Origin of the sequence: Paraburkholderia diazotrophica (assembly GCF_900108945.1) — a bacterium.
Lineage (GTDB): Bacteria > Pseudomonadota > Gammaproteobacteria > Burkholderiales > Burkholderiaceae > Paraburkholderia > Paraburkholderia diazotrophica.
The window spans coordinates 64,216-76,831 of record NZ_FNYE01000001.1 but is presented as its reverse complement, the minus strand read 5'-3'; the positions used below and the strand labels follow the sequence as shown (position 1 = coordinate 76,831).

At 64.6% G+C, this 12,616-nt stretch carries 13 protein-coding genes; 2 read left to right on the top strand and 11 right to left on the bottom strand.

Annotation, left to right across the window (positions count from 1 at the left end; all coding sequences use genetic code 11):
- Nucleotides 1-7: 7 nt before the first annotated feature.
- The 8 genes from BMW76_RS00385 to hutH form a co-directional block, all read right to left on the bottom strand.
- The gene (locus BMW76_RS00385; protein WP_090861598.1) at nt 8-670 is read right to left on the bottom strand and encodes a hypothetical protein; all 663 of its coding nucleotides are present in this window, start codon (nt 668-670) and stop codon (nt 8-10) included.
- Between the two features lie 305 nt (nt 671-975).
- The gene (hutG, locus tag BMW76_RS00380) at nt 976-1,788 is read right to left on the bottom strand and encodes an N-formylglutamate deformylase (protein ID WP_090861596.1); all 813 of its coding nucleotides are present in this window, start codon (nt 1,786-1,788) and stop codon (nt 976-978) included.
- 63 nt (nt 1,789-1,851) lie between these two features.
- Nucleotides 1,852-3,255, bottom strand: coding sequence for a formimidoylglutamate deiminase (locus BMW76_RS00375; protein ID WP_090861594.1), 1,404 nt, complete (start codon nt 3,253-3,255; stop codon nt 1,852-1,854).
- 112 nt (nt 3,256-3,367) lie between these two features.
- Nucleotides 3,368-4,585 (bottom strand): imidazolonepropionase, encoded by a 1,218-nt coding sequence (gene hutI / locus BMW76_RS00370; protein WP_090861592.1) that lies wholly within the window; start codon nt 4,583-4,585, stop codon nt 3,368-3,370.
- Between the two features lie 57 nt (nt 4,586-4,642).
- Complete coding sequence (locus tag BMW76_RS00365; protein ID WP_090861590.1) at nt 4,643-5,302, bottom strand: HutD/Ves family protein; 660 nt, start codon at nt 5,300-5,302, stop codon at nt 4,643-4,645.
- 2 nt (nt 5,303-5,304) lie between these two features.
- Nucleotides 5,305-6,993 carry a urocanate hydratase gene (gene hutU / locus BMW76_RS00360; RefSeq protein WP_090861588.1) on the bottom strand — a complete coding sequence of 563 codons (1,689 nt, stop codon included), beginning with the start codon at nt 6,991-6,993 and terminating at the stop codon, nt 5,305-5,307.
- Between the two features lie 84 nt (nt 6,994-7,077).
- Nucleotides 7,078-7,773: a histidine utilization repressor gene (hutC, locus tag BMW76_RS00355; protein ID WP_090862445.1), complete on the bottom strand. Its 696-nt coding sequence runs from the start codon at nt 7,771-7,773 to the stop codon at nt 7,078-7,080.
- A 38-nt stretch (nt 7,774-7,811) separates the two neighbouring features.
- Nucleotides 7,812-9,335: a histidine ammonia-lyase gene (gene hutH / locus BMW76_RS00350; protein ID WP_090861586.1), complete on the bottom strand. Its 1,524-nt coding sequence runs from the start codon at nt 9,333-9,335 to the stop codon at nt 7,812-7,814.
- Between the two features lie 387 nt (nt 9,336-9,722).
- Here hutH and BMW76_RS00345 point away from each other — a divergent pair, with 387 nt between their 5' ends.
- Both BMW76_RS00345 and BMW76_RS00340 read left to right on the top strand, forming a co-directional pair.
- Nucleotides 9,723-10,628, top strand: a complete 906-nt coding sequence (locus BMW76_RS00345; protein WP_090861584.1) for an NAD-dependent epimerase/dehydratase family protein — start codon at nt 9,723-9,725, stop codon at nt 10,626-10,628.
- Nucleotides 10,629-10,785: 157 nt separating this feature from the next.
- On the top strand, nt 10,786-10,968 hold the full coding sequence (locus BMW76_RS00340) for a hypothetical protein (RefSeq protein ID WP_090861582.1): 183 nt from the start codon (nt 10,786-10,788) through the stop codon (nt 10,966-10,968).
- Nucleotides 10,969-11,008: 40 nt separating this feature from the next.
- Here BMW76_RS00340 and BMW76_RS00335 read toward each other — a convergent pair whose 3' ends face one another.
- From BMW76_RS00335 to BMW76_RS00325, 3 genes are all read right to left on the bottom strand, one after another.
- Nucleotides 11,009-11,782: a DUF899 domain-containing protein gene (locus tag BMW76_RS00335; RefSeq protein ID WP_090862442.1), complete on the bottom strand. Its 774-nt coding sequence runs from the start codon at nt 11,780-11,782 to the stop codon at nt 11,009-11,011.
- A 73-nt stretch (nt 11,783-11,855) separates the two neighbouring features.
- Nucleotides 11,856-12,284: an SRPBCC family protein gene (locus BMW76_RS00330; RefSeq protein ID WP_090861580.1), complete on the bottom strand. Its 429-nt coding sequence runs from the start codon at nt 12,282-12,284 to the stop codon at nt 11,856-11,858.
- A complete protein-coding gene (locus tag BMW76_RS00325; RefSeq protein WP_090861578.1) occupies nt 12,191-12,613 on the bottom strand; it encodes an ArsR/SmtB family transcription factor in 423 nt (140 codons plus the stop codon). The genes BMW76_RS00330 and BMW76_RS00325 overlap by 94 nt, the downstream gene beginning before the upstream one ends.
- Nucleotides 12,614-12,616: the final 3 nt, after the last annotated feature.

Genomic DNA, 12,616 nt, shown 5'->3' with positions numbered 1-12,616 from the left:
GACGTGGTCAGTCGTCTTCGCCTAGCTGTGCGAGCAGCGCGTGCAAGCGCTCTGTATGACGCAGCAGCATATGGCGGTGCTTGTCGATCTGTTCGAGACGGCCGGCGAGATCGGCATCGATCCGTTCGTCGAGATCGGCGGCAGCCATTACGTCTTCGACTTTCGCGCGCACCGACGCGAGCTCGACGGGCGGATGCGTCAGATAGCGTTCGAAGCGCCGCACTTCCTGCACGGCGAGATCGCGCACCTTGCGAAAGTGCGCCTGACGCCGATGCTGTTCGGCTTCGTGAGTGTCATCTTCGGGACGGCGTTGCGGCTGCTGACCGAAGATCGGTTCCGGCGGACGCAGCACCGACTTCTTTCGTACCGGATGCGCGGTGCCGCGAAAGCGGGCAAGCGGCGTTTCGTTGTCGATTGCATCGCGTGCATTGTCGGGCACGTCGTGCGATTCATGCGGCGTATCCATCCAGCCGGGCGGCAGCCCCGTCACCGCTTCGACGCCGCGCACGAACTCTTCGCTGAAGTCGCGCTGGCCGGCGAGCATCAGCTTCAGGTACGACGGGGAGAACGTCATCATCCGCGCAAGACGCGTCGATGCGCCGACCTCCCGCGTCAGCAAGGCCAGATTCGTTCGCCAGACAGGAAGCAGGTATTCGTCGGAATATTCCATCGCTGGCTCTTCCTTCGTCAGTCTCGCTGCTAGCGCATGCGCGCAGGCCGCGCCCATGCACGATGCTCCGCCGGACAGCCTCGCGGCGCAACGCACGTGCCCAGGCGCTGTGTTCGACAAAGATAGACGCATCGCCATGCGGCGCGCAACCGGATTCGCCCGAACGCCGCGGCGCAAAGACAACAGTGGCGCGCAGAACAGACGCGCGCAACTCACTCGGGAATTGACCGCGGAAAGCAAGCAGCGTTCCGCGCGATGGAGACGCCGCCACATGGATTTCGCCGTGTGGCGGGCAAAGAGGAGGATCAGGCGGCCACGACGCGTTCGAGCGCCGTCTTGACGAGCGTTTCAAGCAGCGGTTCGATCTTTGCGGCAAGCGCTTCGTCGTACGCGTACGGCATCTGCTCCTGCATGTACGTGATCTGCGACAGTTCGAGCTGGATGGCATGCACGTTCTGCGCGGGTTGTCCGTAGTGCCGCGTGATGTAGCCGCCCTTGAAGCGGCCATTCGCAACGGCCGTATAGCCGTCGTGCCCTTTGACGATATTCGCCAGCGTTTCGGCGAGCCCTTCGACTGCGCTCGCGCCGTTCGACGTGCCGAAGTTGAAATCGGGCAGCCGTCCGTCGAAGAAGCGCGGCACCTGCGAGCGGATCGAGTGCGCTTCCCACAGCAGCACGTTACCGTGCTGCGCCTTCAGCGCGGCAAGCTCGCCCTGCAAGGCCTCGTGATACGGCTTCCAGTACGCATCGCGGCGGCGCGCGATTTCGGCGTCGTCGGGCAGATGGCCGTCTCGATAGAGCGGCTCCTTGTCGAAGGTATCGACAGGCAAGAGGCCTGTCGTGTCCTGCCCCGGATAGAGGTTCGCGCCATCGGGCGGACGGTTCAGGTCGATCACGTAGCGCGCATAAGTGGGCGCGAGAATCGACGCGCCCATGCGCTTCGCAAACGCGTACAGGCGGTCGAGATGCCAGTCGCAATCGTCCGTGCGCGCGGCGATGGGCGTCATCGTCGCGGCGATGTCGTCGGGAATACGCGTACCCAGATGCGGGATCGAGATCAGCATCGGCAGGCTTCCCCGATGCAGCGAGAAGACGGGTAAGGTGTGCGTCGCAGTCATGTCGTCAGTGCTTCTCAAAGTTGATTCGGGCCGACAAAAGCGCCGGCGATTCGGCGGCTAGCTTCACTTCAGCAGTTCGGCGAGCGCCGCGCGGTATTGCGCATACGCGCGCTCTTCGTCGCGATGCTTGCGACCGTCGACAACCTTTAGGCCGCCCGCGTACACATCGCGGATGGGTGTCTCTCCGTGCTCGCAGAAAACGACACCCGACAGCCACGCGTCGCTCCCATGCTCCGCGATGCTCGCATGGTTCGCATCGAGCACGATGAAGTCGGCGCGCGCGCCGGTACGCAACGCGCCGACCGCGCGGCCCGTCGCGAGCGCGCCGCCTTCCAGCGACGCGGCGAACAGGCGGTCCGCGACGCGCGGCATGTCCGCCGACGCGAGCACGTTGCGCTGCCGTCTCGACAGGCGCTGGCCGTATTCGAGCAGCCGCAGTTCCGCGCGCCAGTCGACGCCGATATGGCTGTCGCTGCCGACGCCGATGCGCCCTCTTTGCTCCAGATAATCGTGCGTGGGAAAGATGCCGTCGCCGAGATTCGCTTCCGTCGTCAGGCACAGGCCCGCGACGGCTCCGCTCTTCGCGAGCGCCGTGGTTTCGTCGGCGTCGATATGCGTCGCGTGCACGAGACACCAGCGCGCATCCACGTCGAAGCGATCGAGCAGCCATTGCACGGGCCGCGCGCCTTCCGTTTCGATGCACGCATCCACTTCCGCCGTCTGCTCGGCGATATGGATGTGCACGGGCGCGCCCGGCGACATCGCATCGAGGCCATCGAGCAGCGCGCGCAGCGTATCGTTCGACACGGCGCGCAGCGAATGCGGCGCGACCCCATAACGCAGCGCGCCGTGTTCGGGACGCGCGCTGCGCAGCGTGTCGAGCAGGGTGAGCAGGCTCTCCGGCGTGTTGATGAAGCGGCGCTGATCGTCGCGCGGCGGCTGCGCGCCGAAGCCCGCGTATTGATAGAGCACGGGCAGCATCGTGATGCCGATGCCGCTCGCGCCAGCCGCATCGACGACGCGTTGCGCCAGTTCCGCCGCGTTCGCATAACGGCTGCCGTCCTGCATGTGATGCACGTAATGGAACTCGCACACGGACGTGTAGCCCGCCTTCAGCATTTCGATGTAGAGCCATTGCGCAATCGACGCGAGTCCTTCCGGCGTGATGCGCGCGGCAAAGCGATACATCAGGTCGCGCCAGCTCCAGAAGTTGTCGGTGGCGCCTGTGCCCGATGCGGCGCGGTATTCGGTGAGGCCCGCCATCGCGCGCTGAAACGCGTGCGAATGAAGATTCGGCATGCCGGGCAAGACGGGGCCGCTCGCGCGCGCGACGCCTGCGGACGCTTGCGCGTCGGGCGTGACGGAAAGCAGTGCGCCGTGCGCGTTCCATTGCAGCAGCACATTGCGGCGCCAGCCTTCGGGCAGGAACGCGTGATCGGCGAAAAGCGATTGGGTGGCTTGAGTCATGTCGTGTTGGGCTGTCGTTGCGTTGGCGTGCTTTTGATAGCGTGCCTGTGCGTGCGTCTGTGCGTGTGCGTGCGTCTGTGCGTGTTTCTGTGCCTGTGTTCCCGCGCGCGGATCAGCCGCGCCGCGTATATACCGTTTCGCCGCCGCGCACCACGCGCTCGCACAGCGGCCGTCCGATCCAGTATGCGAGTTCCGCAAGCGATTGCACCGACCACACCGCGAAGTCGGCGGCACGTCCGACCGCGAGCGCGCCATGCGTATCCGCCTTGCCGAGTGCTTGCGCCGCATGGCGCGTCACGCCTTGCAGCACTTCGGGGACGGTCATCCGGAAGAGCGTCGTCGCCATGTTCATCATCAGCAGCAGCGAGGTCGCGGGCGATGTGCCCGGATTGCTGTCGGTCGAAATCGCAATCGGCACCTCGTAACGGCGCAGCAAGTCGAGCGGCGGCAACTGCGTTTCGCGGATGAAGTAGAACGCGCCCGGCAGCAGCACGGCGACGGTGCCCGCTTCCTTCATCGCGGCGACGCCCGCTTCGTCGAGAAACTCGAGATGATCCGCCGACAACGCGCGATGACGCGCGGCAAGCGCCGTGCCGCCGCTGTTCGACAACTGCTCCGCGTGCATCTTGACGGGCAGCCCGCGCCGCGCCGCGGCGTTGAACACGCGCTCGCTCTGTTCGAGCGAAAAGCCGATGCGCTCGCAAAAGACGTCGACGGCATCGACGAGCCCTTCGTCGGCGAGCGCGGGCAGCATGCGCTCGCACACTTCATCGATGTAGTCGTCCGCACGGCCTGCGAACTCCGGCGGCAACGCATGCGCGCCGAGAAACGTCGTGTAGACGGTCACGGGATAACGCTCGCCCAGTTGCCGCGCGACACGCAGCATCTTGCGCTCGCTTTGTAGGTCGAGCCCGTAGCCGGATTTGATTTCGATGGCCGTCACGCCTTCGGCGAGCATCGGTTCGAGCCGCGCCGCCGATTGACTGAAGAGCGATGCCTCGTCGGCGGCACGCGTCGCGCGCACCGTCGACACGATGCCGCCGCCCTGCTTCGCGATTTCTTCGTAGCTCACGCCCGCGAGACGCTGTGCGAATTCGTCGGCGCGCTGGCCGCCGTACACGAGATGCGTATGGCAATCGACGAGCCCCGGCGTCACCCACGCGCCGCCCAGGTCCTCGCGCGGCCACGCGGCATACTGCGCGGGCAGTTCGCGTGCCGCGCCGAGCCACGCGATGCGGCCGCTCTCGACGGCGATCGCGGCATCGTCGATCGTTTCGTTGGGGTTGCCCTGCGCGCAGAGCTTGAGATGGTTCCAGACGGTTGGCTTCATTGCGGATATCGTTGAAGGCAGTCTGTTGAGGGCAGGCCCATTGCGTTCAAGGCACGTTCAGGCTGGCGAGTTGTCCGCAGACTTGTCCGTAGATTTGTCTGTATAACGAATGCTGACGACGAGCAACGCGCCCTTGCCTTCGACCTCGCATCGCAATGCGCGTGCGCTGTCGATGCGCAAGGTGTCGTCGGACGTGAGCGTGGCGGCTTTCATATCGCCGCCGAGCGCGACATCGAGCGAACCATGCGCGCAGAACAGCAGCACAATGTCGGCATCGAGTTGCGCGCGCGCTTCGTCACGCCATATCGCGACGTCGCCCGTTGCCGCGCCACGCCGCACCATCAGGTTGAAGTCGCGCGTCGGGCCGTCGACGAGGCGCGCGTCGATGGCCGTCTCGCCTTTGAAGCGCGCAACGTCGAGCGGCGCGCGCAATGCATGCGACATTCGTTGCGCTTCGTCCTCTTCGCTCGCTTCGTCGAGCAGCATGCCCGCGCCCGACAGCAGCACGAGCGTCCGGTCGATGCCCGCGAAGCGCGAGAACGGACCGGCCGCGCCGACATCGGCGACGCTCACGCGCCACACGAACGCATCGAGCGCCGCGCCCACGGGATGAGCCGCGACTTCGCGCGTGACGCCGCCGCCGTTCTTCCACGGCGACGCCACGAGATCCGCGCCGCGGATCAGCGACACGCTTGCGGACGATGACGTCGCGCTCACGATCAGCGGCCCAGCATCGGCAGCTTGAGACCGGCTTCGCGCGCCGTCTTCTGCGCAAGCTCGTAGCCGGCGTCCGCGTGACGCATCACGCCCGTCGCGGGATCGTTGAACAGCACACGGCCGAGGCGCTCGTGCGCGGCGTCCGAACCATCGGCGACGATCACGACGCCCGCGTGCTGGCTAAAGCCCATGCCGACGCCGCCGCCATGATGCAGCGATACCCACGACGCGCCGCCTGCCGTGTTCAGCAGCGCGTTGAGCAGCGGCCAGTCGCTGACGGCATCCGAGCCGTCCTTCATCGCCTCCGTTTCGCGGTTCGGGCTCGCCACCGATCCCGTATCGAGGTGATCGCGGCCGATCACGATGGGCGCCTTCAGTTCGCCCTTCTTGACCATTTCGTTGAACGCCTGGCCCAGACGATAGCGGTCCTTCACGCCAACCCAGCAGATCCGCGACGGCAAGCCCTGAAACGCGATGCGCTCGCGCGCCATGTCGAGCCAGTTGTGCAGGTGCGGATCGTCGGGGATCAGCTCCTTGACCTTCGCATCCGTCTTGTAGATGTCCTCGGGATCGCCCGACAGCGCGACCCAGCGGAACGGCCCCTTGCCTTCGCAGAACAACGGACGGATATACGCGGGCACGAAGCCGGGGAAATCGAACGCGTTCTGCACGCCCATTTCGAGCGCCATCTGACGGATGTTGTTGCCGTAGTCGAGCGTGGCCGCGCCGCGTTGCTGCAGCGTGAGCATCGCTTGCACCTGCTTGGCCATCGACTGCTTCGCGGGCGTCACGATGCTCTGCGGGTCCGTCTTCTGACGCTCGCGCCAGTCTTCGATTGTCCAGCCTTGCGGCAGATAGCCGTGAATGGGATCGTGCGCGCTCGTCTGGTCGGTCACGCAATCGGGCGTGATGTTGCGCGCAACGAGTTCCGCGAACACATCGGCGGCATTGCCGAGCAGGCCGATCGAAACGGGTGTGCCCGCTTTCTTCGCCTCGTCGATCATCGCGAGCGCTTCGTCGAGGGTCTTCGCCTTCTTGTCGACGTAGCGCGTCTTCAGGCGGAAGTCGATGCGCGTCTCGTCGCATTCGACGGCGATCATCGAGAAGCCCGCCATCGTCGCCGCGAGCGGCTGCGCGCCGCCCATGCCGCCGAGACCGCCCGTCAGGATCCAGCGGCCCTTCGGGTTGCCGTCGAAGTGCTGGTTCGCGACGGAGAAGAACGTCTCGTACGTGCCCTGCACGATGCCCTGGCTGCCGATGTAAATCCAGCTGCCCGCCGTCATCTGGCCGTACATCATCAGGCCCTTGCGGTCGAGTTCGTGGAAGTGGTCCCAGTTCGCCCAGTGCGGCACGAGGTTCGAGTTCGCGAGCAGCACGCGCGGCGCATCGGCATGGGTGCGGAACACGCCGACGGGCTTGCCCGATTGCACCAGCAGCGTCTCGTTCTCTTCGAGGTCCTTCAGCGATGCGAGGATCTGATCGAAGCAATCCCAGTTGCGCGCCGCGCGGCCGATGCCGCCGTACACGACGAGCGCATGCGGATGCTCGGCCACTTCCGGGTCCAGGTTGTTCTGGATCATCCGGTACGCGGCTTCCGCGATCCAGGTCTTGCAGGTTTTCTCGCTGCCGCGCGGCGCGCGGATCGTGCGGGTCGGGTCGAGACGCGGGTCGATGTGTTTCGGGTTATTCATGTTGCCCTCGGAAGCGCTAGTAACGGTGATGACTGAGGTGATGACTGAGGTGATGACTGAGCGAATGGATCGAACGGAACGAAATCAGAAGTGCCCGGTGAACCGGTAACGATTGCCCGGATGCCAGAGGTTCGCAATGGACGCGACCACACTCTGTGACCATGTGCGACGATGCAGCACGAGGCACGGCTCGACGTCGTCCATCGTCAGAAGCCGGCGCGTGTCGGTGTCCGGCGCGGACGCTTCGATGCGGTACTCGACGCGCTGCAGCGGCGCGACACGTACGAGATACTGATTCGGCGTCGTGTTCGTGAAGTCCTGCAATGCGTATTCGGGCGCGACGGCGGGATTGACCCAACGTTCTTCGAGTTGCACCGGCTCGTCGTTCTCGAAGTGCAGCACGCGCGAATGAAAGATCGGGCTGCCCGCGCTCACCTGCATTTCGGCGGCGAGTTCTTCGTCGGCGATCGCGGCGCCCACGTGCAGCACGTTCGCGTGATACTGATGGCCGCGCGCGACGATCTCGTCGGAGATGCTGCGGATCGCCACCAGCGTCGACTCGTATTTCGGCCGCGCGACGAACGTGCCCGAGCCCTGAACGCGCGTGAGCACCTGTTCGGCCGTCAGTTCACGCAGCGCGCGGTTGACCGTCATGCGCGCGACGTTGAACTCGCGTGCAAGCTCGTTCTCCGATGGAACCTGGTGCCCTTCGCTCCATTCGCCCGCGTGGATGCGGGCGAGGATAAAGTCCTTGATTCCCTGATAGGCCGGTGCGTTCATGCTGGGCATCGCTCTCGCTCTGTCGCTGTGCAAGTGGTTTAGCGTTGCTCGGAGACGAACGAGAACGGGCTGTGCGCCGCGATCGTGCCGTCCTGCACGAGCTTTGTGATCGCCGCGATATCGGGCGCGAAGTAATGGTCGAGTTCGTAATGCGCGACGTGCGCGCGCACCGTGTCCATCACCTTTTGCAGCGCGGGGCTCGTCTTGTGCGGCGCGCGCAGATCGACGCCTTGCGCGGCGGCGAGCAGCTCGATCGACAGGATGTTCGCCGTGTTATCGGCGATGTCGGCGAGCTTGCGCGCGGCGAAGGTCGCCATCGACACGTGGTCCTCCTGGTTCGCCGACGTGGGCAGCGAATCGACGGAAGCCGGGTGAGCCAGCGTCTTGTTCTCCGATGCGAGCGCGGCGGCCGTGACGTGCGCGATCATGAAGCCCGAGTTGACGCCGCCATCCTTGACGAGGAACGGCGGAAGACCCGACAGCGTCGCGTCGATCAGCAGCGCGATGCGGCGCTCGGCCAGTGCGCCGATTTCCGATGCGGCGAGCGCGAGATTGTCGGCGGCGAACGCGACGGGCTCGGCGTGGAAGTTGCCGCCCGACAGCACTTCACCCGTGTCCGGGAAGATCAGCGGGTTGTCGGACACCGCGTTCGCTTCGACGAGCAGCACTTGCGCAGCGGCGCGCATCTGGTCGAGGCATGCGCCCATCACCTGCGGCTGGCAGCGCAGGCTGTACGGGTCCTGCACCTTGCCGCAATCGCGATGCGACAGATTGATCGCCGAGCCGTCGAGCAGCGTGCGGTACGAAGCGGCTGCATCCATCTGGCCTTGATGGCCGCGCAATGCGTGAATGCGCGCGTCGAACGGCTTGACGGAACCCGCAGCCGCATCGACGGACAACGCGCCCGCCACGAGGCCGACGCGATACAGGTCTTCGATCGCGAACATGTTGTAGAGCGCGAGCGCCGTCGATGCCTGCGTGCCGTTCAAGAGCGCGAGGCCTTCCTTCGCTTGCAGCGTCAGCGGCTTGAGGCCGACGAGACGCAGGCCTTCCGTCGCGGAGATGCGCTCGCCCTTCACGAACACTTCGCCGACGCCGAGCAGCACGGCCGACATATGCGCGAGCGGCGCGAGATCACCCGATGCGCCGACCGAGCCCTTCACGGGGATCACGGGCAGCACGTCGGCGTTGAACAGCTTGATCAGCGCGTCCATCACTTCGCGGCGAATGCCCGAATGGCCGCGGCCGAGGCTCGACAGCTTGAGCGCCATCAGCAAACGCACGACGGGCAGCGACATCGGCTCGCCGACGCCGACGGCATGCGAGAGCACCAGATTGCGCTGCAGCAGTTCGAGCTGATCGTGCGGGATGTGCGTGCTCGCGAGGCGGCCGAAGCCCGTGTTGATGCCGTACGCCGGCTCACCCTTGGCGGCGATGTCCGCGACGGCTTGAGCGCAGGCGTCGATGGCGGCGAAGCTCGCGGGATCGAGTTGCAACGTCACCTGTTCGCGCGCGATCTGGCGCAGTTGGGGCAGAGTCAGGGAGCCGGGCGTGAGGATCATGGTGTGAGTTCCTGTCTATACAATTTCGAGAAGTGTAGCGGCGTCAGCTTGTATATACAACTCAAATTTCGAAGATTCGCATAAGGGGTTTCCATTAGAGCTGACAAGGCAATCTGGCATGGATCTGGCAGTTTTCGCCGGTTCATGCCGATCGCCGAATTCGCGCTTCAGTTCACGCGCCTCGTCGCGCCGCGCCGATAACTTGTATATACACGTCGAGTTTGCGCATTGGCAAGCGGACAAAAACCGCCGCGCCAGCCGATGTCTGCCACGCGGACGCATTCTTGATTCCAGATCAAGATTGATTTGAGATCCGCGCGCTTTTTGCAAGAGCAGCGCGCCGCCATACTGACGCCGTCCCAAGTCTTTTCTCGTAAGGAGAACGTTTTGAACATCTTCGTGACAGGCGCAAGCGGCTTTATCGGCGGATCGATCGCGGCGGGGCTCGTGCGCGCGGGCCATCGCGTGACGGGCCTGATCCGCAACCCGGAACATGCGGCCGAACTGAAGCGCCTCGGCATCGAGCCCGTAACTGGCACGCTCGACGACCGCGATCTGCTGATCGCACAAGCGCAAGCAGCCGACGCCGTCATCAACGCGGCGAGCAGCGACCATCGCGGCGCGGTCGTTGCGCTGATCGAAGGACTCGCGGGCTCCGGCAAGCCGCTCCTGCACACGAGCGGATCGAGCATCGTCGGCGATGCGTCGGGCGGCGAACGCGGCGACGCGAAGATCTACACGGAAGATGCGCTGCCCGAGCCGACGGCCGACAAGGCGCCGCGCGTCGCGATCGACCGGCTCGTGCTCGATGCGGCGCAGCGCGGCGTCCGTTCGTCGGTGCTGTGCAATACGCTGATCTACGGACACGGCGCCGTCAAAGGCAGCGCGAGCGTGCAGTTGCCGCGCCTCGTGCGTCAGGCGCAAAAGAGCGGCGTCGTGCGGCATGTCGGCAGCGGGGGCAACATCTGGTCGAACGTGTACATCGACGACGTCGTCGAGTTGTATCGTCTCGCGCTGGAGAAGAGCCCGGCGGGTACGTTCTATTTCGTCGAAAGCGGCGAAGCGTCGTTCCGCGACATGAGCGCGGCCATCGCGAAGGCACTGCATCTCGGTCCCGCGCAAGACTGGCCGCTCGATCAGGCCATCGCCGAATGGGGCTACGAAATGGCGTCGTATGGGCTCGGCTCGAATAGCCGCGTGCGCGGCACCCGCTCGCGCGATCTGCTCGGCTGGCAACCGGCGCGCACGTCGGTAATCGACTGGATCGAGAACGACATGATGAAAGACGCGTAACAGGTGCGTAGAAAGACGCGTAGAAACGCGCGCAGAACGTTGTCCAGCGCACACGCTGTAAGCCCGGCTGTTGCTTATCCGTAAGCTCGCATCGCTAGAATCCGTTCGATCAGGATCACGACGATTTTGATCTATCGGCACGAGCCCGGATCATTCAATGCTGCTTGCACTCAACTTCGACTGGCTGACGAATCTGCTCGCGATTCTCTTCGTGATCGCGTGCCTGTACGACTCGCGTTACGACGAATACGGCACGCTCACGCTCGCATCAGGCGCGATGGGCCTGGTCGTGATGGCCATCGAACTCTTTCTCAAGCCCGCGTTCGAAATGTCGCTGTAAACGCGGGCCCGATCCGGCTGTGCTGGCTATTCACGCGCGTTCACTTGTGCGTCGCCGAATGGCAGCATGCGTCGGCCTCTTTCCCTTCCGTCAACGATCTGCCCGTCACGCCGTCTTCGTAACTGTCGTGACGACGCAACCAGCCCATCATCTTGTTCTCGCCTTCATCGCGGCCCTTGGGCACGTAATCGAGCAGCGTGTACGTGCCGATCAACGGCTCGCCGCCGCGCGCGAACGACGCGAACGTGCGGAAGATTTCGCCCTTGTCGTTCCTGTAGAACACGCTCATGCCGGGTAGTTCGTCGCACGCGTAATCCTGCGTGTCGAAGTTGTAGACGACCTTGCCTTCGGCTTCCTGCTGCGGCGTGAACGACACGTTGAAGTCGTAATTGAAGTCGCTGCCGAACGACGACACCCACGGAAATTGCCAGCCCATGCGCTCCTTGAACGCCTCGATTTTTTCGAGCGGCGCGCGCGAGATAGCCACATACGTGACGTCGCGATGCGCGAGATGCACGAGCGCGCCATCGATATGATCGGACAGGAACGAACAGCCGGGACAGCCCTGCTCCCAGTCCGGTCCGAACATGAAGTGATAGACGATCAACTGGCTTCGCCCCGCGAAAAGATCCGCGAGCGTCTTCTTGCCATCGGGTGTATCGAACATGTAGGTCTTGTCGACTTTCACCCATGGCAGTGCCTGGCGTTTTTTCGCAAGCGCGTCGCGTGCGCGCGTGAACGCCTTTTCTTCGACGAGATGTGCGCGTTGCGCAGCAAGCCATTCTTCGCGTGAAACGATCTTGTGCTGTTCCATCTGTTCCTCCGGTTGCACGGCCCGTTCGCTCTGCATTCACTCTACGTTCACTCCATGCAGGCGAGCGCGGCCTTCACAAGAAATAGTGTTCGAGTCCGTCGAGCGCTTCCGTCCATCCGCCTCGATGCGCATCGCGCGCGGCTTCGTCGAAGAACTGTTCGTGCTTCAACGTGAGCCACGTGCCGTCGCCGTCAGGCTTCAGCGTAAATGTGACGATGGACTCACGTTCCGGCGTCGAACGAAACGCCCACGTATAGACGAGCTTTTCGTTCATCGCGACTTCGCGAAAGACGCCGTTCACGTCGTGCTCTTCGCCATCGGGCGCGCGCATGATCATGTGAAAGCGGCCGCCCGCCTTCAGCTCCATCTCGGCGTGAACGACGTTGCAGCCGCCGGGATGCAGCCACTTCACGATTTGCTGCGGGTCCGTCCACGCGCTGAAGACTTTCGCCGGGGGCGCGCTGATGTGTCGGTGGAGCGTAAGACTGGGGCGGTCGGGCATGACTGTTCCTCCACGTAGGCGGCCAGTTGATCGAGCGCTTCGGACCAGAACCGCTGATAGCGGCGCAGCCATTCCATCGCTTCCTCCATCGGCCCCGCCGACAGACGGCACGCGACCGTGCGGCCCGTCTTGGTCCGCGTGACGAGGCCCGCGTCCGACAGCACGTCGAGGTGCTTCATCACGGCGGGCAGCGACATCGCGAACGGCTCGGCGAGTTCGGAGACGGACAGATCCACGCTGTCGGACAGACGCGACAGCATCGCGCGGCGCGTGGGGTCCGCCAGCGCCGCGAACGTGCGATCGAGTGTGTCGACTTGAAACTTAACCATGAG

Excerpts from the sequence above, each read along its gene's own strand:
- BMW76_RS00385 (WP_090861598.1), bottom strand. The coding sequence starts at position 670 with ATGGAATATTCCGACGAATACCTGCTTCCTGTCTGGCGAACGAATCTG.
- hutG (WP_090861596.1), bottom strand. The coding sequence starts at position 1,788 with ATGACTGCGACGCACACCTTACCCGTCTTCTCGCTGCATCGGGGAAGC.
- BMW76_RS00375 (WP_090861594.1), bottom strand. The coding sequence starts at position 3,255 with ATGACTCAAGCCACCCAATCGCTTTTCGCCGATCACGCGTTCCTGCCC.
- hutI (WP_090861592.1), bottom strand. The coding sequence starts at position 4,585 with ATGAAGCCAACCGTCTGGAACCATCTCAAGCTCTGCGCGCAGGGCAAC.
- hutU (WP_090861588.1), bottom strand. The coding sequence starts at position 6,993 with ATGAATAACCCGAAACACATCGACCCGCGTCTCGACCCGACCCGCACG.
- hutC (WP_090862445.1), bottom strand. The coding sequence starts at position 7,773 with ATGAACGCACCGGCCTATCAGGGAATCAAGGACTTTATCCTCGCCCGC.
- hutH (WP_090861586.1), bottom strand. The coding sequence starts at position 9,335 with ATGATCCTCACGCCCGGCTCCCTGACTCTGCCCCAACTGCGCCAGATC.
- BMW76_RS00340 (WP_090861582.1), top strand. The coding sequence starts at position 10,786 with ATGCTGCTTGCACTCAACTTCGACTGGCTGACGAATCTGCTCGCGATT.
- BMW76_RS00335 (WP_090862442.1), bottom strand. The coding sequence starts at position 11,782 with ATGGAACAGCACAAGATCGTTTCACGCGAAGAATGGCTTGCTGCGCAA.
- BMW76_RS00330 (WP_090861580.1), bottom strand. The coding sequence starts at position 12,284 with ATGCCCGACCGCCCCAGTCTTACGCTCCACCGACACATCAGCGCGCCC.
- BMW76_RS00325 (WP_090861578.1), bottom strand. The coding sequence starts at position 12,613 with ATGGTTAAGTTTCAAGTCGACACACTCGATCGCACGTTCGCGGCGCTG.